Genomic DNA, 19476 nt, shown 5'->3' on the forward strand with positions numbered 1-19476 from the left:
CCCCGGCGGTCACCGCCGGGGCGTTTGCGTTTCGCTGGCGTGCGCGAACGATGCGCACGCCGTGTCGAGGCTAGCGATCCGAGGCCACGCGGAAGCGTACCACCGCCTGGTAGAGATCGGCGGCCTGCGTCTCGAGCGACCCGGCGGCGCCCGCTGCCTGCTGCACCAGCGCCGCGTTTTGCTGGGTGACCTGGTCCATCTGGGTGACGGCCTGGTTGACCTGCTCGATGCCTGAGGACTGCTCCTGCGAAGCAGCCGAGATCTCGGCCATCAAGTCGCTGACACGCTGGGCACCATCGCGAATCTCGCCCATCGCGCTATCGGCCTGGTCGACGAGTTCGGCCCCGGCATTGACGTGGCTCACCGAGCCCTCGATCAACGTCTTGATATCGCGTGCCGCGTCTGCACTGCGACTGGCCAGATTGCGCACCTCGCTGGCGACCACCGCGAAACCACGGCCTTGCTCCCCGGCACGCGCCGCTTCCACGGACGCATTGAGCGCCAGCAGATTGGTCTGGAAGGCGATGTCATCGATCATCGAGATGATATCGGCCACCTTGCTGGAACTGGAACGAATCTCGCCCATGGTGCTCACGACCTGGGAAATCACTTCCTGGCCATGTGCCACCGACGCCGTGGTGGCATCCGAAAGCTTGTTGGCCTGATTGGCGTTTTCCGCATTCTGGCGCACCGTCGCGGTCAACTCTTCCATGCTCGATGCGGTCTCCGCCAGCGACGCCGCCTGTTCTTCGGTACGCGAGGACAGGTCGTTGTTGCCCGAGGCGATTTCCCGCGAGCCCTGGTCGATGGCCTCGCTGGACTGACGGATACGGGCGATCGTACGGCTCAGTTCGAGTCGCATGCGTTCGATGGCGTACATCAGGCTTTGCGTATCGCCGTCGCGCAATGCGGTGGGCGTGGTCAGATCGCCCTCGGCGATGCGCCCCACCACGCGCGCCGCCTCGTCGGGCTCGCCCCCGAGACTGCGGTAGACGCTGCGGATCACCACCAGGAAGGCCGCCGTCAAGAAACCGCCCGCGACGAGCAGCACCAGTGCGTATGTCCAGAGCTTGTCGATGAAGGCGGCCTGGATATCGTTGGTATAGACGCCGGCCGCCATGTTCCAGCCCCAGGGCTGGAAACGCTCGACGTAGCTCAGCTTGGGAAAGAGCGCGTCACTGCTCGCATCGCGCGAGGCATACGGCAAGTAACCGCTGCCTTCCTCCGCGAGCGCCGCCAGATCACGATAAACGGCCACGCCGTTGGGATCTTCGTAATTCGACATGTCCGTACCGGCGTCACGGCGCGGATGGTAGACGAGCTCGGCATCGGCGTTGAAGACGAAGACATAGTTGTCGCGGTCGCTGCCGAAGCGGATCGCATCGAGATCTTTCGTCGCGCGAGCCTTGGCTTCGGCTTCGCTCAATTCGCCCGCTTCGACCTGCTCGGCATAGCCGTTCAACAGGGTGTGCACCATGCCGATGGTGTTGGAAAGCGCCTGCTTGCGCTCTTCGAACATCACGTTGCGACTCTGCCACGCCAGGCTGACCACGATGGCGATCATCACCAGCCACATCAGACCCAGCGTCAACCATAGCTTGCGCTTGAGTGTCCACCGCGTCGGCGTCGGCGCAACGCCGGCATCGTCTGCGGCCACGGGCGCCGTTGTCTCGCCCGAGTGAGCGACTACGCTCGAATCAGTCATTAACCCCCCCTTGCCCTTTGCGTACATTCATCATGATTGATGCAAGGGTATTATCGACCGTCGTGGCCTGTTCTTTAGGGTATTGCCGCAATGTGAGTGCCCACTTCGACCAGCACGCTCGCAGCGCAAGCACCGCTGCCTCTCCCCTATTGGTCGAATAGGTTCAACATACGGTTCAGAGAGTTCTACATTCAAAAGACAGGAACCTCGTCACACATCCTCGTCACACACCCTCACTTTCAACGACAAGGACCCCACGCCATGACCATGGGACGCCGCCAGTTTCTGGCCACCTCGACCGCCTTCGCCGCCACGGCGACCTTCGCGCCGACGCTATTGGCGCAGACCAACGGCACCGGCACGCCGCAGCGTTATCCCGACGATGCCTGGCAGGTACTCGACGATCGGTTCAAGCCTTATTACGTCTTCAACACGCCGCTGGAACGCCAATGGAGCGGCGGCTTGTGGCTCGAAGGTCCCGCCTGGAACGCCGTGGGCCGCTACGCCGTGTTCAGCGACATTCCCCGTGCCCGGCAAATACGCTGGGACGAGGCCAGCGGCACGGTCAGCGTCCTGCGCGAAGGCGTCGGCCATTCCAACGGCAATACCTTCGACCGCTGGGGACGTCTGGTGGCATGTGAGCACTCACCCGCCCGCGTGGTGCGCTACGAATGGGACGGCAGTCTGACGGTGCTGGCCACGCATTATCAGGGCAAGCGCCTCAACGCCCCCAATGACCTGGTCGCCCTCGACAACGGCGGCATCCTGTTCACCGACCCGGGCTACGGCGCCCACGTGGACTACGAAGGCCACAAGCGCGAACTCGAGCTCGACCCGGCGATCTATTACATCGATGACGACCTCGACGAGCCGAGACTGTTTTCCGATGCCCTCTACAAGCCCAACGGCATCGCGCTCTCCGCCGACAAGCGTACCCTCTACGCCAGCGATACCGCGCCTTCGCACTATCCCGATCAGCCGGCCACCATCTCGCGCTGGCGTCTGGCGGCGGATGGCACCGCTCAGGGCGACCGCGAGATCGTGATCTCGAGCCAGGACGAGGGCTACGACGGCATCACCCTGGACCAGGACGGCAACATCTGGAGCAGCGTCTCGGGCGGGGAAGGCAAGGACGGCGTGTCCGTCTTCACCCCCGGCGGCGAGCGCCTGGCCCGCATCCTGCTGCCGGAAGTGTGCGCCAACGTGTGCTTCGTGGGGGAGGATCGCAACCGGCTGCTGATGACGGCCAGCCAGTCGATCTACACCCTCTACACCGGCGCCCGAGGTGTCTGACGCCAAGCGTTGACCGTTATCGACCGTTGCCCGGTTTTCATCGTGGAGCCGGGCATTTTCATTACTCCGACCTCCCCTCTTGTGGTCGTGCGCCCGGCTCGTAATGTAGGGATATCGACCGCGCTAATCCCGCATTAGCGCAGCTTGCAGCCAACAGCGTGCCCGCTCGCGGATATCGCGATACGCGGACGTCGCCATAACACAACAGGCGCACGACATGATCGACCAAGCGTTCCTCACGCCGTCATCGAGTCACGACGGGGCTCTTGAGCAGGATTCCTCCACCATCGGCATGCATGCACCCGATGTCTTCACCAAGGGGTGCGGTGCGCACCGCGAGGAGCGTTGAGCATGCTCGACGACTGGCTCGCCTTCAGCCTCGACGGTACGCCGCCGGCCGTCGATCGGGGCACGGTGCCGGGCGGCCGCTACCGTCTGCTGGCGCCGGGGCTGCTGGAGCTGACTCCCGACGCCCCCGCCCCCCATGCCCACGCCTGCGTCATATCGGCGGGCATCCATGGCAACGAGACCGCGCCCATCGAGCTCGTCGGCGAATGGCTGGCACGCCTGGAAGCCGGCCGCTCGACGCTGGGCGCGCCGGTGCTGGTGATACTCGGCAACCTGGAAGCGATTCGCCGCGGGGAGCGCTTCTGCACCACGAATCTCAACCGCCTGTTTCGGCGTGACCTTGACCTCTCGGGCCCCGAGCCCGACCGCGCCCGCGAGTTGATGAGCGCGGTGGACGCCTTCTTTGCCCGCCATCGCTTGCCGCGCCTGCACTACGACATGCACACCGCGATTCGCGAGAGTCGCTATCCGTGTTTCGCCGTCGACCCCCACGCCGAGACGCGCACGACGCACGAACAATGGCGCTGGCTGGCCGCCGCCGGCATGCAGGCGATCCTGCATCAACACCGCCATAGCTGGACCTTTTCGCATTATTCGAAGCATTATCACGGCGCGCAGGCCTTCACCCTGGAGCTCGGCAAGGTACGCCCCTTCGGCGAGAACGATCTGGCCGCGCTGACCGGCATGAGCCGCCTGCTCGACGCCCTGCTCGAGGGGCGCCCGGCCCCCGAGGGCGAGATCGACAGCATGCGCTTCTTCGGTGTCGTCACCGAGCTGATGCGCCAGTCGAGCGACTTCCAGTTGCGCTTTGCCGAGACGACGCCCAACTTCACCGAGTTCGCCGTGGGCACGCCACTGGCGCACGATGGCGAGGCCGGCGACATCCGCGTCGAGGATGCCCCGGTCGCGGTGGTGTTTCCCAATGCGCAGGTGGAAGTCGGTGCACGTGCCGCGCTCCTGGTGCGTGCCTGCCCGCCGCCGTAGACGTGCCATTTCATTCGCCGCGCCGCGTTTCGCACACGGCGCTCATCACGACAACACTCACAACGACAACAACGACAGGACGATCTCCCATGCCCAAAACGACGCATTCATACAACAAAAGTCGTATCATCGGCCGCCAAGTCGAGTCTACTCGGTCGCTCGCGGCCTGCTAGAATCGCTCCCTTTTCGCGCTAGCCGCCCCAAGGTCACCACACCGCGCTCCTTGGCTTCTTCATCGCCGCCGGTGTGCCGACCGTGACTTACCGCCACGTTTGGAGCTTTTCATGGCTGATACGCCCATTCCCCTCGAAGTGCGAGACATCACCAAGCGCTTCGGTGACAACGAAGTCCTCAAGGGGCTCTCCCTCACCGCCCACAAGGGCGACGTGATCACGCTGATCGGCGCCTCCGGCTCCGGCAAGAGCACCTTCCTGCGCTGCATGAACCTTCTCGAACAGCCCAATGAAGGCGAATTGATCGTGCATGGCGAGAACATCGCCTTCAAGACCACGCGTCATGGCCGCGAGCCCGCCGACTGGAAACAGGTCGAACGCATTCGCGCCAAGCTTTCGATGGTCTTCCAGAGTTTCAATCTGTGGGCCCACATGACGCTGCTCGAAAACGTCATCGAGGCGCCGATCCATGTGCTGGGCAAGACCCGCAAGGCGGCCACCGAGCATGCCCGCGAGCTGCTCGATCGGGTGGGCCTGCTCGACCATGCCGACTACTACCCGGCCCAGATGTCGGGTGGCCAGCAGCAACGCGGCGCCATCGCCCGCGCCCTGGCCATGGATCCGGAAGTGATGCTGTTCGACGAACCGACCTCGGCGCTCGACCCCGAGCTCGTCGGCGACGTGCTCAAGGTCATGCGCGACCTGGCGAAAGAGGGCCGCACCATGATCGTGGTCACCCACGAGATGAGCTTCGCGCGCGACGTGTCCACGCAGGTCATCTACCTGCACCAGGGCATGGTCGAGGAAGCCGGGCCGCCGGAAGAAGTGCTGGGCAATCCCCAGTCGGAACGCCTCCAGCAATTCCTGGCACCCAAGCACTGATGCCGCGACGGGAGAACATCGCATGATCGACCTGCAGGGCTACGGCCCCCGGCTTCTCGAAGGTGCCCTGGTCACGGTGGAAGTCGCCGTGCTGTCGTTGTTGCTGGCCCTGGTTCTGGGCCTGCTCACCGCCAGCGCCAAGCTGTCTCGCCACCGACTCTTGCACCGGATCGCCACGCTCTATACCACCCTCATCCGCGGGGTGCCCGACCTGGTATTGATGCTGCTGCTGTTCTTCGGCGGCCAGATGGGCGTCAATGCCATCACCGACTGGCTGTATTACCAGTTCGATGTGGATATCTTCATCAACATCAACGAATTCGTCGCCGGCGTCGTCACCATCGGCTTCATCTTCGGCGCCTACATGGGCGAGACGTTCCGGGGCGCCTTCCTCGCCGTCGACAGCGGCCAGCTCGAGGCCGGACGCGCCTACGGCATGTCCAGCCGCCTCATCTTTCGGCGCATTCAGTTTCCGCAAATGATGCGTCACGCCCTTCCCGGCCTGGGCAACAACTGGATGGTACTGCTCAAGACCACGGCCCTGGTCTCCGTCATCGGGCTTTCCGACATGGTGCGCATCGCTGCCGAGGCGACCAAGGCCACCCATGAACCCTTCCTGTTCATGATCCCGGTCGCCGTCATCTATCTGCTGATCGCGAGCGTGTCGGAGTGGGGCGTGGCGCGACTGCAAAAACGCTATAACGTCGGTTTCGGGGAGGCGGACGAATGGAACAACTGAACGCCTGGTTCACCGAACTGCTCGCGGACAACGCCATCTTCACGGCCAACACCCTGGGGTATTACCTCGACGGGCTGGGCAATACCGTGCGGCTGGTCTTCTTGTCCCTCGTCATCGGCCTGCTGCTGGCCGTGCCGCTCGCCATTGCCCGCGGCTCGCGCCGCAAGTGGATCAAATGGCCGGTGTTCTTCTACACCTACGTGTTTCGCGGCACGCCGCTGCTGATTCAGCTATACATGATCTATTACGGCGTGGTGTTCATCGAGGGTATTCAGGACACCATTCTGTGGGTGGTGCTCAAGGATGCCTTCTTCCCCGCACTGATCGCCTTCACGCTCAATACCGCCGCCTATACCACCGAGATCTTTCATGGCGCGATCAAGGCCACCTCGCGCGGCGAGATCGAGGCTGCAAGGGCATACGGCATGTCGCGCGGGCTCATGATGCGCCGCATCATCCTGCCCAGCGCCTTTCGTCGCGCCCTGCCCGCCTACGGCAACGAGGTGATCTTCATGCTCCATGCCAGCGCCATCGCCAGCGTGGTGACGATCATGGACCTCACGGGGGCCGCCCGCTTCGTCTATGCCCGCTTCTACGCGCCCTTCGACGCCTTCCTGTTCGTGGCGGCGATCTACCTGTGCTTGACCTTCGCCATCCTGTATCTCTTCCGCTACCTGGAAAAGAAACTCCTGGCGCACCTCAAGCCGATCAACGGTTGAAGCATTGCGCTTCACGACAACACGACGACCGCGAGATTGTTGACATGAAAAAGCTGCTCACGCTGACCCTGCTGGGAATGTTCCTGGCGACCGGCACCGCCGAGGCACGGGGTACCGACGAGGTGCGCCTGGCCATCGACGTGCCTTACGAGCCCTTTGTGTATCGCACCCCGGAAGGAGAACTGGCGGGCTTCGAGATCGACCTCGGCAACGAGCTGTGTGCCCGCGCCGATCTCGAATGCACCTGGATCGAGCAATCCTGGGACGGCATCATCCCCGGGCTTCTCTCGCGCAAATACGACGCCATTCTCTCTTCGATGGCCATCACCCCCGAGCGCGAAAACCAGGTGCTGTTTTCGATTCCCTACTACAACACCCCCAGTGTCTGGATCACGCGGCGTGACCGCGACATCGACATCAGCGACAAGGCCTCGCTCGAGGGGCTTTCCGTCGGCGTGCAACGCGGCACCATCCGCGACAGCTACGTCACGCAGATGTACGGCGACACCCTCGACATTCGCCGTTACTCGTCATCGCAGGATGTCGCCAACGACCTCGTCGCCGGGCGTCTCGATCTCTCGTTCGAGGACTATCCCCTGGCCGTGGACACCTTCCACTTCAATGAAGCGGACAGCGAGTTCAAGCAGATTGGTGACAGCATCAAGAAACCCGTTTCCATTTTCGGCAAGGGCGCGGCGATGGCCTTTCGCAAACGCGACGAGGCCCTCGCCGAGAAGTTCAATACGGCGCTGCGCGACGTCTATGCCGATGGCACCTTCGATGAGCTGATGCACCAGTACTTCGACTACGACCTGTCACTCCCCGTCGGCGAATGATATCCGATGGCCGGCGGCTTCGGCCGCCGGCACTTTCAAGGAAAGATCATGCGACACCACACGCATCCCTTGCTGAGCCCCGTTCCCGGCACCCAGCGCGCGCTGGAAAGCTTCCACTTCGGCCCCGATGACGCGGCCCGGCGCGTCTACATTCAAGGCTCGCTGCACGCCGACGAACTCCCCGGCATGCTGGTCGCCTGGAAGCTCAAGCAACGCCTGAAAGCGCTGGAAGAGGCCGGTCAGCTCAAGGCACATGTCATCGTCGTCCCCGTCGCCAACCCCATCGGACTCGACCAGCAGTTGATGGACATTCCGCTGGGGCGCTATGACTTCGAGAGCGTGAGCAATTTCAACCGTGGCTATCGCGATCTCACCGACGCCATCGCCGAGGGACTGGAAACCGCCCTGACTCAGGATCCCGCCCATAATCGGGACGAGATTCGGCGACGCTTCATCGCCGCGCTGGACGCCACCCAGGCCACCTCGACCTACGAGTCCCTGCATCTGACGCAGCAACGCCTGGCCTGCGAGGCGGATTTCATCCTCGACCTGCATTGCGACTTCCATGCCGTCGAACATCTCTATACCACCCCGGCGGCATGGCCCGACTTCGAGCCCCTGGCACGTTATTTCGGCGCCAAGGCCAGCATGCTCGCCACCGACTCCGGCGGCGGCTCGTTCGACGAATGCTTCACTCTGGTCTGGGAGCAGCTGCGCGAGCGCTTCGGTGACCGCTTCCCCATTCCCTATGGCAGCCAGTCGATCACGCTCGAGCTGCGCGGCCAGCAGGACGTGGAGCAAGCCATGGCCGATCGCGATGCCGAAGCGATCCTCGACTGGATGCGCTACCACGCCCTGATCGACGGTGACGCGCCGCCGCTGCCGGCATTGCCCTACCCCGCCACCGAACTCGCCGCCATGGACTTCCTGCGCGCGCCGGCAGGCGGCCTGGTGGTCTTTCACATGGCGCCCGGGCGGGAAGTCAAGAGCGGCGACCTGATCGCCGAGATCATCGATCCCATCAGCGACGCCGTACACGCCGTGCGGGCCGAACAGGACGGCATGTTCTATGCCCGTACCCAGCGCCGCATGGCCACCGCCGGCATGATCATCGCCGACGTCGCCGGCCACCACGCGCACCGCAGCGGCTACCTGCTGGCGCCGTGAAACAGGGCTGCCCCTCGAATGTAACAGCAGGACCGCAAAAGCAAGCGACGGCAAAAGTGGGCGGTGACGGATAGCGCATCATTTAACCGTCGATTTTAGCCAGGCGCCGCTTTCACATTTCAGGCGTGTTGCGTCAATGCTGCCGCTTACGCGTGCACTGGAGAGCATGATGGCTTGATCCGTGGCCATGAGCTGGCCGGTGACACTGCCGGCAACGCAAATCGTACGCGCCTCGATACGCGGAGATACGCTGCCCGCTTCGTTGACCATGACAGAGTGCTCCCAGGCCGTGACATGGCCAACGATGGCGCCACTGATGACCAGCGCTTCATGAGCACTCACATCACCGTCGATACGCAGCGTCGAACCAATCAGGCTCCCGCCGGACGCGGACAAACATTGGGTGGTTTCTGTCGGTGGGGATGTCGGTAAAGCATCCTTGGCGGGATTTTGCGGCTGAGTCGGTAGATTGGAGGCTTCTTGGGAGGGAGATTGACGCTGCTGCTCACGACAGGAAGACGGCTGGGCTGCGGAGGCACGATGTTTGATACGCCTCTTGCCGTCCAACAAAATGATGATGAGCGCTATCAAGCTCAAGACGAAAAATACATCCGCGCCCCCCATAATGGCCCCTCGGTCAGCATAGAACGTACAAGTATAGGCAGGTTTCTACACACTGAGAAAACACGACTAACAGGCCTTTTCGTCAGCTACTCATCCTTTTGATCTCAAGCCGACAAGGCAATATTTCCTGATACGGTTATTCTTACTTACCCGACTCGGACCTACCCCTATGTTCAGCAAGCACAAACCCGACAGTGTTCCTGCCGACCATACGGTGCCGCCTCCCGCCTCACCCAAAAGCACCGCCCAAGCGGACGGGTCACGAGACAAGACCGGGCGAACCGCTATCATCGGCGCCCAAACCAGCATTAAAGGTAACGTCATCGGCGAGGAAGAACTGATTATCGATGGCCAAGTAGCGGGTACCGTAGAGTTCAAGCACAACACGGTCAGCATCGGCAATACCGGCCGTGTGGAAGGGGATATCTATGCCCAGACGCTACACGTAGCAGGGCATGTCGAAGGCCGACTGATCACCTCTCACAAGATTTCCATCCATCATACAGCATATATCGTTGGCACCATCATCACCCCCTGCCTGGTGCTGGAAGACGGAGCTGTCTTTCAGGGCAGCATTGATATGGACGCCGAAAACGAAGTCCTGCTCTCCGCATTTGAAGGCGAGGTTGACAAGTCGACGCCTCATCGCGTCCAGGACCAGGAAGACACGATGGATTATTTTGAGGAAGCCGACGCGACAACGCCAACCTCTGAGGAAGACATATATCACGAGGATAAATCTTGACCCCTTGCCTCCGCGGCCTCCGCGGCCTCCGCGCAGCAATCACCACCGACCACGGGCAGCTCAAGCTGCCCGTTGCGTTGCAAGTAAGCCAGCACTTACCACCCTCGCCCGCCGATAATCACCGCTCTCTCCAGGCCACGAACTGCATCGATAAGCAGCGCCTTATCCGCTTTGCTGACAGACCTCATCCCGCCTAGTATGAATCTCCAAGACCGCTTCGACGGCTCGAAAAATAACCGATACACACGGGACTACCGCATCAACACGATATGCAGTGGCCTGGGCGGTAGCGTGCCTGCTGACGGGTACGTGCCTCACCGAAGTGCTGACAGAGCAGCAGAAGCCGGCAAAGGCAGCAGGCACGCGAATGCTGCATAGATTGCCGAAGTATTTTTAACTCCGTGTAAAATCAAGAGCTTAGACTGGCAATAACGGGCAAGATAAGATTTATTGAACGCGCCCGCTCGTTCAAGTAGCAAAACGAGCGCGCTATCTAATACCTGTTAGCTTTGAATAGGGAAATGAGAGTTAGTCTATGAAAAAATGCTTCGTCCTTATGCCCTTTTCGGAGCAATATAAGGAAGTTTATTCTGAAATTTATAAACCTGTTTGTTCTGGGCTTGGCATGGAGTGTTGGAGGGTGGATGAGATATCCAGAACTGGCTCCATAACTAAGGATATCGTAGAAGGGATTATAGACGCTGATGTAATAATCGCGGACCTTACCACCAAAAATCCCAACGTTTTCTATGAGCTAGGAATTGCACATTCAGTAGGCAACAAAACCATAATGGTTGCCCAATCGATTAGCGATGTGCCATTTGATATCGCTAACTATCGAGTTCTTATTTACGAGCAGAGTATATCCGGCAGCAAGAAATTCAAATCAGATTTGACGGCCGCAATTCAGGAGCTTCAAAAAGCACTCGACCAAACTAACAACCCCCTACAGGAAGCGCTATCGAGTCGATCCACCCTCGGTAAGAGGAAGCAAGTTCCCCTGGTTAAATACATCGATGTAAGTGATTTGCCTTGGCAGATGCGTGAGTGGTTGCAAGAAAATAATATTGTCTACGCTGAAGACGTTAACAACATTAACCTAGAAGAGCTGGTCAATACAAATGGAATAGGAAAAACTGCACTCGGAAAATTTTTGTCAAGTGTAGTCGAACATGATTTATACGAAGACGGTGAGGAGCTTCAAAGAATTGTTGTTGCTCACGGAATCAGGTTGAGACCTGATTGGAGGGGGCGTTGGTCGCGAAGCTAACCAGGGTCTGCAGCGGACCGCTTTTCCGGCGCGGTGCGCCTCCAAATCGGCCGCTGAGCCCAGGCGTTAAGCTTCGACGCAGCCTTCCAAACGATGGTCAAAAGCCTTGCCGCACAGAGGAGATCGTAGATGACCAAGTCCGAACTATCGAACATCTATCGAGACTACATCGCCTGCTTGAACAGGCAGGATTGGCCATCGTTGGCGCGCTTCGTTCATGAAGACGTTAAGCATAACGGCGAGCAACTCGGGGTATCAGGCTACCGGCGCATGCTGGAGAGAGACTTCGCCGAGATCCCTGATCTATCTTTCAATGTTGAATTGCTGGTTTCCGATCCCCCTACATAGCCAGCCGACTCTGCTTCAACTGCACACCAAAGGGAAGATTTCTTGGCCTGGATATTTACGGAAGAAGGGTGTCCTTTGTCGAGAACGTCTTCTATGAGTTCCGCGACGAAAAGATCGTGCAGGTGTGGTCTGTCATCAACAAAGCGGCTATCGAGGCGCAGCTACCACCCCCTGGCGACCCAAGCCACGCTTAACCCCGCCATCGAGTGGACGCTTACCGGCAGGCTTCGCCCGCCGGCAGCCACCGCTCATGTCGAGCGTTATGTGTAAGTAATTTGTGCGCTAAATTTCATTTAATTGATACATGGAGGTGATCCACAATGGCGATCACGGATAAATCAGATAAAGAAATAATCGAAATCGTTGAACCAATGATCGACGAAGTTGTTGATGCATCCAATCAGAAGGATTGGGACTCATTCTCTAAATATCAAACCGACGAAGAAGCCAGGAATCCTGAAAACAGAAAAAGTGTCGAAAGGCAATGGAAAGAGTCTGATCTATTAACTTCATTAACCCCAGAAAGAGAAATACTTGGGGTGTTACGTCGAGGTGACGTAGCTGTGGTATACTGGAAGCAAACTAGCACTAAAGTTCCTGGTGAATATTTGGCGACGTATCATATAAAAGAAATAGACAATAAAATCAAGGAGGTTGGATTTTTGATAGTATAGCTTTCCTATGAAATGGCAGCCTCACATAAAAAGTAGCTCAAGTTCGCTACGGCCCTGACGGGCCTCCGTCGGACAGCCTTTCCATTCCGCTCCAAGGCGGCCGTTTAAAAAAATATCGTCATATGCTTTAGGAGAACGGATTGAATATTGGCATCTTTATTTACAATGAGGCTGAGGTGCTCGATTTTTCAGGGCCGTTTGAGGTGTTCTCCACCCCTTCGCGCTTGTGTGACGAAACCGCCCCCTTCAAGGTGTTTCTAATTTCTGAACACAATACCGTGGTGACGGCTAGAGCCGGTTACAAAGTTCTTCCCGATTACTCTACTGAAGAACATCCGCCGCTTGACGTGCTGATCATTTCAGGTGGAGTGCATGCCTCTGAAATGAAGAACAAAGTGGTTACCGATTGGATCAAGGGGCAATCTCATTCCGTAAAAATCATTGCTACTGTTTGCACTGGCATCTTCTTCCTTGCGCAAGCTGTTCAGTCGTTGAGCTGTAAAGTCACCACCCACTGGGAGGACATTCCGGATCTCCGGAAAATGTTCAGCCGTCTCACCGTGGTAGACAGTGTCCGGTGGGTCGATGAGGGCAACATCGTTAGTTCGGGCGGCATATCTGCTGGAATAGATATGAGTCTCTATTTGGTCAGTCGTTTGCACAGCGAGGATTTGGCGGCGAAAACGGCGCATCAGATGGAGTTCGCATGGACAAGAAACACATAACCAACCGCGTTAGGCGGACGGTGGCCCTCCCCTGATCAAATTCGAGGATTTTCATTATGACGATTCGGAATGCCGAGGAACAGGATTTAGCGAGAGTCGTGGAAATCTACAATGCAGCGGTCCCTTCCAAGCGGTCCACTGCTGACACTGAGCCCGTCAGCATAGCATCCAAGTCTGAATGGTTTCGTAAGCACAACCCTGAGAGGCGCCCACTCCTCGTATATGAAATAAATGATGAAGTGGCTGCATGGGTAAGCTTCGAAGACTTCTATGGGCGTCCCGCCTATCATTACACCGCCGAAATCAGTATATATATTTCGCCCGAACATCAAGGCCAACGTCTCGGTCAAACATTGCTCCGTGAGGCATTGGAACTCGCGCCGAAGCTTGAGTTAAAGACGCTGATTGGCTATGTCTTCGCCCATAATGAACCCAGCATACGGTTGTTGCGTGGCTTCGGTTTTCAGGAGTGGGGGCGACTGCCTAACGTGGCAGAAATGGACGGAAAGGAATTTAGTCTATGTATCATGGGAAAGCGACTCGGTAACGCCACACCATCGAATGAAACCATGTAGCCTACATCGATACTTCACGCGTCTAATGAAGCGCGTTAAGCAGCATGGTTTCAACTGATGAACACTGAGGGGTTGAGTTACATGCGGCTACCTGCTGGCGCCTCGAGCCCGGCTGGCTGCCACGCGACGCTAGGCATGGCGGCAGCGCTTCGCTATGCTGCAAGACGCGAAAGTCAGGTCCGCTCACGAGGCGGTCCCATAACAACACACTGCAAACCCCGTAGAGAGCTTTCCATGAAAAAATTGCTGACCATGACCCTTCTCGGCAGCGCGCTGCTGGCCGGTAGTGCCTTTGCCCAGGACACCTTGCGCATCGGTGTCGACGTGCCGTACGAGCCCATGGAATACCGTACTGCCGATGGCGAACTCACGGGTTTCGACATCGAGCTGGGCAATGCGCTTTGTGCCGAGATCGGGGCACAGTGCGAATGGGTCGTGCAGGCGTGGGATGGCATCATTCCCGGCCTGATGGCACGCAAGTACGACGCGATCATGTCGTCGATGACCATCAACGAGGAGCGTAAGCAGACCGTTCTCTTCTCCGATCCGTACTTCACGCCGCCCTCCGCCTGGTTCACGCCCAGCGACAGCGAGATCGACTTCCCCGCCAAGCAGACGCTCGAAGGCAAGACCATCGGGGTTCAGCGCGGCACGTTGCAGGACAACTACGCCACCGACATGTTCGGCGACGTGGCCGATATCAGCCGCTACACCACGGCGGACGATCTCGTGCTCGACATGGATGCCGGTCGTGTCGATATCGCCTTCCTCGACTTCCCGGTGGGCAAGTCCACGCTGCTGGACAGCGATGAAGGGAGCTACAAGGTCGTCGGTGAAATGATCACCGAGCCCAAGAAGTACTTCGGTGACGGCTTCGGGATTGCCTTCCGCAAGCGCGATCAGGAACTCGCGGACAAGTTCAACGAGGCCCTGGCCACCCTGAAGGAAAACGGTACCTATCAGGAGCTCTACAACAAGTATTTCGCGGAAAACGGCAAGTAAGCGTTACCGGAATCTTGTGTGTCATCGGGCGGCCTGCGGGCCGCCCGATGCGTTCATGGCGATGCCGATGACTTCATGGGACGCGCGAAGCGCGCGATGAAGCGCGCCATGGCCGGCCCCACCAGTACCACCGTGAAAAGCCGCAATGTCTGCAGCGCCACCACCAGCCCCACGTCGGCGTGCGTATCGATGGCGATGATGGTCATCGAGTCGACCCCACCGGGGCTCGTCGCCAGATATGCGGTGATGAACTGCGTATCCATGAGTCCCACCATCAGCAGCGCCGACAATGCGCACAAGCCGATCAGCAGCATCGAGGCGATGACCATCTTGCCCAGCGAGCGTGCGACGGTCGTCAAGGCGGCGCGGTCGAAACGCAGCCCCACATAGACGCCGATACACCCGTAGGCCAGCAACAGCAGCGGCGTGGGAATGGTCAGCGAGCTCCAGCCGCCGAGATGCAGTACGCTGCCGATGACCATCGGTCCCAGCAAGGCTCCGGCGGGAAAGCGCCGATCGCACAGCCAGACACCGCCGACCACGACGGCCAGCGTGATGGCCAGGTCGAACAGCTCGGCGAGATCGCCCGGCCAGCCGCTTCCATCGCTGCGTGCCGCAGGATCGCCGGCTCCCAGCCAGTGGCTCACCAGAGCGCCCACCAGCACCACGCACACCACCCGCACGTACTGCATGGCGGCCACGATGCGTGGATCGGTATCCTCGCGCTCTTCGGCCATGGCCACCATCGCCGCCGCCGCACCCGGCGTGGTCCCCCAGGCCGCCGTGCTTCCCGGCAAGCCGCCATAGCGTACCAGGCCGATCCCCACCAGCAGGCTCAGCAGCAACGTGATGGCGGTCGCCAGCAGCATCACCAGCCAGCCGTCGAGGATGGTCATCAGCACGCTCATCGTCATGGTATGGGCGATCAACACGCCGATCGTTCCCTGACCGAGCTTGAAACAGCGCCTTGGCAGACGCAATCCGCTGCCTCCGACCCCGAAGGCGATCCCCACCAGCATCGGCCCGATGAAGCCCCCGGCAGGCATGTGCCAATAGGTGAGCAGACCGCTGGCCGCGACGCACGCCAGCAGCAGTGCCAGCCACATGCCAAGGCGGCGCAGCCGGGAAGACAAGGAAGAAGACGATGAATAAGGGGCCAAGGCCAATGCTCCGCAAAAGCTGAGCATTATAGCAAGCTAAAGATCCATCGCGGGATATCGGTGCCATGCATGTCACTGCCGAATCCGGCGAGTCACGCGCCGGCGACGAGTTACACTGATGGCGTCACCTTTCGAGGAGCCCTGTCATGCTAGACCCCGAACGCTGCCGAGTGGCCCGCCTGTCGCGCGATGCACGCTTCGACGGTCGCTTCTTCGTCGGCGTGGTCACCACCGGGATCTACTGTCGGCCGATCTGTCCCTCGCGGCCGCCGCGGGACGACAATGTGCGCTATTTCCCCAGCGCCGTGGCCGCCGCCCAGGCGGGGTTCCGCCCTTGCCTGCGCTGCCGCCCGGACAGCGCTCCGGAGTCGCCCGCCTGGCATGGCAACCACACCACGCTGCACCGCGCCGTGCGGCTGATCGACGAAGGCGCCTTGAACCAGGCCTCCCTGGGCGCGCTATGCGACCGGCTCGGCATCGGCGAGCGCTACCTGCGCCTGCTTTTTCAGCAGCATCTTGGCATCTCGCCCAAGGCCTACGCCCTGCACCGCCAGTGTCTGTTCGCCAAGCAGCTGTTGCATCAGAGCACGCTGCCGATTGCCGATATCGCCCATGCCAGCGGCTTCACCAGCCTGCGACGCTTCAACGACGCCTTCCGCCGCCATGTGGGCCAGGCACCGCGCACGTTGCGCCGCACGCCGCGAGCACCGAGCCAGGACGTCACGCTGATGCTGGCCTATCGCCCGCCGTACGCCTGGGAATGGCTGCGAGACTTTCTTGCCGCCCGGCGTATCGACAGGCTGGAATGGGGCGACGAGCACCGCTACGGGCGCCATATCCAGTGGGGCTCGGCAAGCGGCCATTTCACGGCCGTGCACGTGCCCGAGCGACATGGCTTTCGCGTTACGCTGTCGCTCGACGATCTCGGTGCGCTCTTGCCGGTGGTACGTCACATCCGCCGCGTGCTCGATCTGGACGCCGATACGGCACTCATCGAGGCGCAGCTTCGTCAGACGCTTCCGGACACGTTCCCGCTTGTCGAGGGCTTGCGCCTGCCCGGCGTGTGGACGCCCTTCGAGGCCGGGGTGCGCGCGGTCCTCGGACAGCAAGTCTCGATATCGGCAGCACGTGGGCATGTCACACGGCTGGTCGAGGCGCTCGGCGAACCCACCGGCGATGACGGCCGCCAGTTCCCCACAGCCGCGCGAATAGCCGCCAGCGACCTGGCGTTTCTGCGCATGCCCCAGGCGCGCCGCGACTGTCTGCGTGGCCTGGCGCAGGCCGCGTGCGATCGGCGCCTCGACGATGACCCGCGCCAGTGGACCGCGCTGAAGGGAATCGGCCCCTGGAGTGCCGATTACGCCGCCCTGCGTGGCACCAGCCATCCCGATATCTGGCTGGGCGGCGACCTGGGCGTCAAGCGAGCGCTGTCGGCGCTGGGTACGGTCGAGCCGGCCCATGCCACGCCATGGCGCAGTTACCTCACCCTGCAACTCTGGAGCCTTTGACATGTCGTCCCTCGAGTCCGCCATCGACTACGTCGTCACGCCCGTACCGGCCTCGCCGCTGGGCACGATACGCATCCGCGCCAGTGCACGTGGCATTCGCGAAATCGCGTTCGTGGAGGCGCCCGACGAGACACCGCACCCTTCAGCGCTCACCGATGCCTGCCGCGTGCAACTGAGCGACTATCTCCAGGGCGAGCGTCGCGAGTTCGACCTCCCGCTCGACCCTGTCGGTACTCCGTTTCAACGACGGGTCTGGGCAGCCCTGGCAGAGATTCCCCATGGGCAGACACGCAGTTACGCGGACATCGCCCGGCACATCGGCAATCTCAAGGCCATGCGGGCGGTCGGCGCCGCCAATGGCCGCAACCCGATCGCCATCGTCGTGCCCTGCCATCGGGTCATCGGCCGCAATGGCCAACTCACCGGTTACGCCGGCGGGCTCGAGCGCAAGGCCTGGTTGCTGGCGCTCGAGCGTCACGGTCATGCAGACAGCGGGGCGCTCGCCGGCGTCCCCGGGCAAGGGGATCATCATCAGGATCATTGGAGGTAAGCCATGACGCAACAGCACGAAGACGCCCGGCAGGTACTGGATTTCTGGTTCGAAGAGGCGGGGCCCAAGCAGTGGTTCAGCAAGAGCGCCTCGTTCGATCAGGCGCTCACCGAGCGTTTCGGGGCGCTCCACGATGCGGCGTGTCGCTGCGAGCTTTATGCCTGGCGGCAAAGCAGTCACGGCGCCCTGGCGGAAATCCTGCTGCTGGATCAGTTCTCGCGCAATATCTACCGGGACCAGGCTTCGGCCTTCGCTCAGGACCCGCTGGCGCTGAGCCTCGCCCAGCATCTGGTCGCTCAAGGGGGCGACCAGGAACTGCCGCCGGAACAGCGAGCATTCGTCTACATGCCGTACATGCATAGCGAATCGCCCCTGATTCACCAGGAAGCCCTGCGACTTTTCGATCAGCCGGGGCTGGAGCGCAACCTGCACTTCGAGCGGCGCCACTGGGCAATCATCGAGCGATTCGGCCGTTATCCGCACCGCAACGCGATTCTGGGCCGGGAGTCGACGGAAGAGGAGCAGGCGTTCCTGCGTCAGCCGGGGTCGTCCTTCTAGCTGCGCGCCGATGCGCCCCATGCGGCACGAGCCCGCATGGGGCATCCGGTCCTTCAGGCATCACGCGGGATGGGCCGGCGCTCCGCCACCGGCGTCGTCAACATGCCGAGCAGCCGCCAGCTCAAATAGAGAAAACCGAGGGGAAACACTACCGTTTGCACGATGAACACCGCCGATAACGTCACCACGTTTTCGGTCATGCTATCGAGGCGTGCCAGCAGGTCGCGCACCGGATGCCCCACTGCGCTGTCCCACTTGTCCTTGAAGCGTTGCCAGAGCCCCTCATCGTCACGCGCGCCGGCCTGCGTCTCGGCGACTTCCTGGAACACCGCGCGATCACGATCCAGGGACGCGTAGAGTCCGTCGCGCTGCTCGCCGATCAGCGCATCCCCCGTCCAGGCGCTCGCCAGGGCCGCGGCGAGGACCGCGAAGCGCAGAAACGCCATCAGCCAGAACGCACGTCGCGCCCACTCCCGCCAGCGCGACGCCGGCCACAGCAAGGTCAACGCCAAGGCGAGGCAACTCAGCGAGAACAATGCCTTGATCAGTGCGTGGCCGGCCACCTGGATCAAGATCTTCTGCATGGCCAGCGAGGCCGTGGACGCGAACATGATCCACGAAAAACGCTCGACGAGATCGTTGGCCGGGTCCAGGGCCTGGCCGAACTGCACCTGCACGACCATGGCATCGGCCGTGGCGCTCTGCATCACCGAGATCGCCGCATTGAGCGCCTTGGCCAGCGCGAAACTCTTGAATGCCGTGGCCAGCGACGCATCCAGCGTGGCGAGCGCGACCTCATGGGTGACGCTCAGCCACGACAGGGCCGACAAGAGCAGCAGCAACGCCACCGCCCAGCGATGACGCGCTACCTGAAGGGACAAGGACATGACA

Annotated in this window: 21 protein-coding genes and 1 pseudogene; 18 read left to right on the top strand and 4 right to left on the bottom strand. The window is 60.9% G+C overall.

What is annotated here, in order from left to right; translation table 11 throughout:
- Positions 1-70: 70 nt before the first annotated feature.
- On the bottom strand, positions 71-1705 hold the full coding sequence (locus CSAL_RS14065) for a methyl-accepting chemotaxis protein (protein ID WP_011508071.1): 1635 nt from the start codon (positions 1703-1705) through the stop codon (positions 71-73).
- 261 nt (positions 1706-1966) lie between these two features.
- Between CSAL_RS14065 and CSAL_RS14070 the strand changes: the two genes are divergently transcribed.
- The 8 genes from CSAL_RS14070 (at position 1967) to CSAL_RS14100 (ending at position 8846) form a co-directional block, all read left to right on the top strand.
- Complete coding sequence (locus tag CSAL_RS14070; RefSeq protein WP_011508072.1) at positions 1967-2998, top strand: SMP-30/gluconolactonase/LRE family protein; 1032 nt, start codon at positions 1967-1969, stop codon at positions 2996-2998.
- Between the two features lie 217 nt (positions 2999-3215).
- The gene (locus CSAL_RS17790) at positions 3216-3347 is read left to right on the top strand and encodes a hypothetical protein (RefSeq protein ID WP_279586011.1); all 132 of its coding nucleotides are present in this window, start codon (positions 3216-3218) and stop codon (positions 3345-3347) included.
- Between the two features lie 2 nt (positions 3348-3349).
- Positions 3350-4330, top strand: a complete 981-nt coding sequence (locus CSAL_RS14075; protein WP_011508073.1) for a succinylglutamate desuccinylase — start codon at positions 3350-3352, stop codon at positions 4328-4330.
- A gap of 284 nt (positions 4331-4614) precedes the next feature.
- Positions 4615-5385 carry an ABC transporter ATP-binding protein gene (locus tag CSAL_RS14080; RefSeq protein WP_011508074.1) on the top strand — a complete coding sequence of 257 codons (771 nt, stop codon included), beginning with the start codon at positions 4615-4617 and terminating at the stop codon, positions 5383-5385.
- A gap of 22 nt (positions 5386-5407) precedes the next feature.
- Positions 5408-6124 carry an ABC transporter permease gene (locus CSAL_RS14085; protein WP_011508075.1) on the top strand — a complete coding sequence of 239 codons (717 nt, stop codon included), beginning with the start codon at positions 5408-5410 and terminating at the stop codon, positions 6122-6124.
- Complete coding sequence (locus CSAL_RS14090; RefSeq protein WP_011508076.1) at positions 6112-6843, top strand: ABC transporter permease; 732 nt, start codon at positions 6112-6114, stop codon at positions 6841-6843. The genes CSAL_RS14085 and CSAL_RS14090 overlap by 13 nt, the downstream gene beginning before the upstream one ends.
- Positions 6844-6887: 44 nt before the next feature.
- On the top strand, positions 6888-7679 hold the full coding sequence (locus CSAL_RS14095; RefSeq protein WP_043558598.1) for a transporter substrate-binding domain-containing protein: 792 nt from the start codon (positions 6888-6890) through the stop codon (positions 7677-7679).
- A 48-nt stretch (positions 7680-7727) separates the two neighbouring features.
- A complete protein-coding gene (locus tag CSAL_RS14100; protein ID WP_011508078.1) occupies positions 7728-8846 on the top strand; it encodes a succinylglutamate desuccinylase/aspartoacylase family protein in 1119 nt (372 codons plus the stop codon).
- A gap of 78 nt (positions 8847-8924) precedes the next feature.
- On the opposite strand, the gene CSAL_RS14105 is transcribed toward CSAL_RS14100, so the two are convergent.
- Entirely contained in the window at positions 8925-9470 is a 546-nt protein-coding gene (locus CSAL_RS14105) for a bactofilin family protein (protein ID WP_043558600.1), read from the bottom strand.
- 169 nt (positions 9471-9639) lie between these two features.
- Between CSAL_RS14105 and CSAL_RS14110 the strand changes: the two genes are divergently transcribed.
- The 7 genes and pseudogenes from CSAL_RS14110 (at position 9640) to CSAL_RS14135 (ending at position 14809) form a co-directional block, all read left to right on the top strand.
- Positions 9640-10215 carry a bactofilin family protein gene (locus tag CSAL_RS14110; RefSeq protein ID WP_011508080.1) on the top strand — a complete coding sequence of 192 codons (576 nt, stop codon included), beginning with the start codon at positions 9640-9642 and terminating at the stop codon, positions 10213-10215.
- A gap of 535 nt (positions 10216-10750) precedes the next feature.
- Entirely contained in the window at positions 10751-11485 is a 735-nt protein-coding gene (locus CSAL_RS17030; protein WP_011508081.1) for a hypothetical protein, read from the top strand.
- Between the two features lie 129 nt (positions 11486-11614).
- A pseudogene (locus CSAL_RS14120) lies at positions 11615-12027 on the top strand (ester cyclase).
- Positions 12028-12153: 126 nt separating this feature from the next.
- Positions 12154-12507 (top strand): hypothetical protein, encoded by a 354-nt coding sequence (locus CSAL_RS17305; RefSeq protein ID WP_011508082.1) that lies wholly within the window; start codon positions 12154-12156, stop codon positions 12505-12507.
- A gap of 140 nt (positions 12508-12647) precedes the next feature.
- Positions 12648-13232, top strand: coding sequence for a DJ-1/PfpI family protein (locus CSAL_RS14125; RefSeq protein ID WP_011508083.1), 585 nt, complete (start codon positions 12648-12650; stop codon positions 13230-13232).
- 56 nt (positions 13233-13288) lie between these two features.
- Positions 13289-13807: a GNAT family N-acetyltransferase gene (locus CSAL_RS14130; RefSeq protein WP_011508084.1), complete on the top strand. Its 519-nt coding sequence runs from the start codon at positions 13289-13291 to the stop codon at positions 13805-13807.
- 234 nt (positions 13808-14041) lie between these two features.
- Positions 14042-14809: an ABC transporter substrate-binding protein gene (locus CSAL_RS14135; protein WP_011508085.1), complete on the top strand. Its 768-nt coding sequence runs from the start codon at positions 14042-14044 to the stop codon at positions 14807-14809.
- 53 nt (positions 14810-14862) lie between these two features.
- On the opposite strand, the gene CSAL_RS14140 is transcribed toward CSAL_RS14135, so the two are convergent.
- Positions 14863-15969, bottom strand: coding sequence for an AbrB family transcriptional regulator (locus CSAL_RS14140; RefSeq protein WP_244846397.1), 1107 nt, complete (start codon positions 15967-15969; stop codon positions 14863-14865).
- Between the two features lie 146 nt (positions 15970-16115).
- Between CSAL_RS14140 and CSAL_RS14145 the strand changes: the two genes are divergently transcribed.
- The 3 genes from CSAL_RS14145 to CSAL_RS14155 are packed head-to-tail and all read left to right on the top strand — an operon-like array spanning position 16116 to position 18585.
- Positions 16116-17477 (top strand): AlkA N-terminal domain-containing protein, encoded by a 1362-nt coding sequence (locus CSAL_RS14145; protein WP_011508087.1) that lies wholly within the window; start codon positions 16116-16118, stop codon positions 17475-17477.
- Position 17478: 1 nt separating this feature from the next.
- Positions 17479-18027 carry a methylated-DNA--[protein]-cysteine S-methyltransferase gene (locus tag CSAL_RS14150; protein ID WP_011508088.1) on the top strand — a complete coding sequence of 183 codons (549 nt, stop codon included), beginning with the start codon at positions 17479-17481 and terminating at the stop codon, positions 18025-18027.
- A gap of 3 nt (positions 18028-18030) precedes the next feature.
- The gene (locus tag CSAL_RS14155; RefSeq protein WP_011508089.1) at positions 18031-18585 is read left to right on the top strand and encodes a DUF924 family protein; all 555 of its coding nucleotides are present in this window, start codon (positions 18031-18033) and stop codon (positions 18583-18585) included.
- A 53-nt stretch (positions 18586-18638) separates the two neighbouring features.
- On the opposite strand, the gene CSAL_RS17035 is transcribed toward CSAL_RS14155, so the two are convergent.
- Positions 18639-19472, bottom strand: a complete 834-nt coding sequence (locus tag CSAL_RS17035) for a hypothetical protein (protein ID WP_011508090.1) — start codon at positions 19470-19472, stop codon at positions 18639-18641.
- Positions 19473-19476 lie beyond the last annotated feature (4 nt).

Origin of the sequence: Chromohalobacter israelensis DSM 3043 (assembly GCF_000055785.1) — a bacterium.
Lineage (GTDB): Bacteria > Pseudomonadota > Gammaproteobacteria > Pseudomonadales > Halomonadaceae > Chromohalobacter > Chromohalobacter israelensis.

What these genes read in the sequence shown, in the direction of transcription:
- CSAL_RS14100 (WP_011508078.1), top strand. Translation starts at nt 7,728, where the DNA reads ATGCGACACCACACGCATCCCTTGCTGAGCCCCGTTCCCGGCACCCAG.
- CSAL_RS14070 (WP_011508072.1), top strand. Translation starts at nt 1,967, where the DNA reads ATGACCATGGGACGCCGCCAGTTTCTGGCCACCTCGACCGCCTTCGCC.
- CSAL_RS14110 (WP_011508080.1), top strand. Translation starts at nt 9,640, where the DNA reads ATGTTCAGCAAGCACAAACCCGACAGTGTTCCTGCCGACCATACGGTG.
- CSAL_RS14105 (WP_043558600.1), bottom strand. Translation starts at nt 9,470, where the DNA reads ATGGGGGGCGCGGATGTATTTTTCGTCTTGAGCTTGATAGCGCTCATC.
- CSAL_RS14065 (WP_011508071.1), bottom strand. Translation starts at nt 1,705, where the DNA reads ATGACTGATTCGAGCGTAGTCGCTCACTCGGGCGAGACAACGGCGCCC.
- CSAL_RS17790 (WP_279586011.1), top strand. Translation starts at nt 3,216, where the DNA reads ATGATCGACCAAGCGTTCCTCACGCCGTCATCGAGTCACGACGGGGCT.
- CSAL_RS14155 (WP_011508089.1), top strand. Translation starts at nt 18,031, where the DNA reads ATGACGCAACAGCACGAAGACGCCCGGCAGGTACTGGATTTCTGGTTC.
- CSAL_RS17035 (WP_011508090.1), bottom strand. Translation starts at nt 19,472, where the DNA reads ATGTCCTTGTCCCTTCAGGTAGCGCGTCATCGCTGGGCGGTGGCGTTG.
- CSAL_RS14095 (WP_043558598.1), top strand. Translation starts at nt 6,888, where the DNA reads ATGAAAAAGCTGCTCACGCTGACCCTGCTGGGAATGTTCCTGGCGACC.
- CSAL_RS14135 (WP_011508085.1), top strand. Translation starts at nt 14,042, where the DNA reads ATGAAAAAATTGCTGACCATGACCCTTCTCGGCAGCGCGCTGCTGGCC.
- CSAL_RS14130 (WP_011508084.1), top strand. Translation starts at nt 13,289, where the DNA reads ATGACGATTCGGAATGCCGAGGAACAGGATTTAGCGAGAGTCGTGGAA.
- CSAL_RS17305 (WP_011508082.1), top strand. Translation starts at nt 12,154, where the DNA reads ATGGCGATCACGGATAAATCAGATAAAGAAATAATCGAAATCGTTGAA.
- CSAL_RS14085 (WP_011508075.1), top strand. Translation starts at nt 5,408, where the DNA reads ATGATCGACCTGCAGGGCTACGGCCCCCGGCTTCTCGAAGGTGCCCTG.
- CSAL_RS14145 (WP_011508087.1), top strand. Translation starts at nt 16,116, where the DNA reads ATGCTAGACCCCGAACGCTGCCGAGTGGCCCGCCTGTCGCGCGATGCA.
- CSAL_RS14075 (WP_011508073.1), top strand. Translation starts at nt 3,350, where the DNA reads ATGCTCGACGACTGGCTCGCCTTCAGCCTCGACGGTACGCCGCCGGCC.
- CSAL_RS14150 (WP_011508088.1), top strand. Translation starts at nt 17,479, where the DNA reads ATGTCGTCCCTCGAGTCCGCCATCGACTACGTCGTCACGCCCGTACCG.
- CSAL_RS14090 (WP_011508076.1), top strand. Translation starts at nt 6,112, where the DNA reads ATGGAACAACTGAACGCCTGGTTCACCGAACTGCTCGCGGACAACGCC.
- CSAL_RS14080 (WP_011508074.1), top strand. Translation starts at nt 4,615, where the DNA reads ATGGCTGATACGCCCATTCCCCTCGAAGTGCGAGACATCACCAAGCGC.
- CSAL_RS17030 (WP_011508081.1), top strand. Translation starts at nt 10,751, where the DNA reads ATGAAAAAATGCTTCGTCCTTATGCCCTTTTCGGAGCAATATAAGGAA.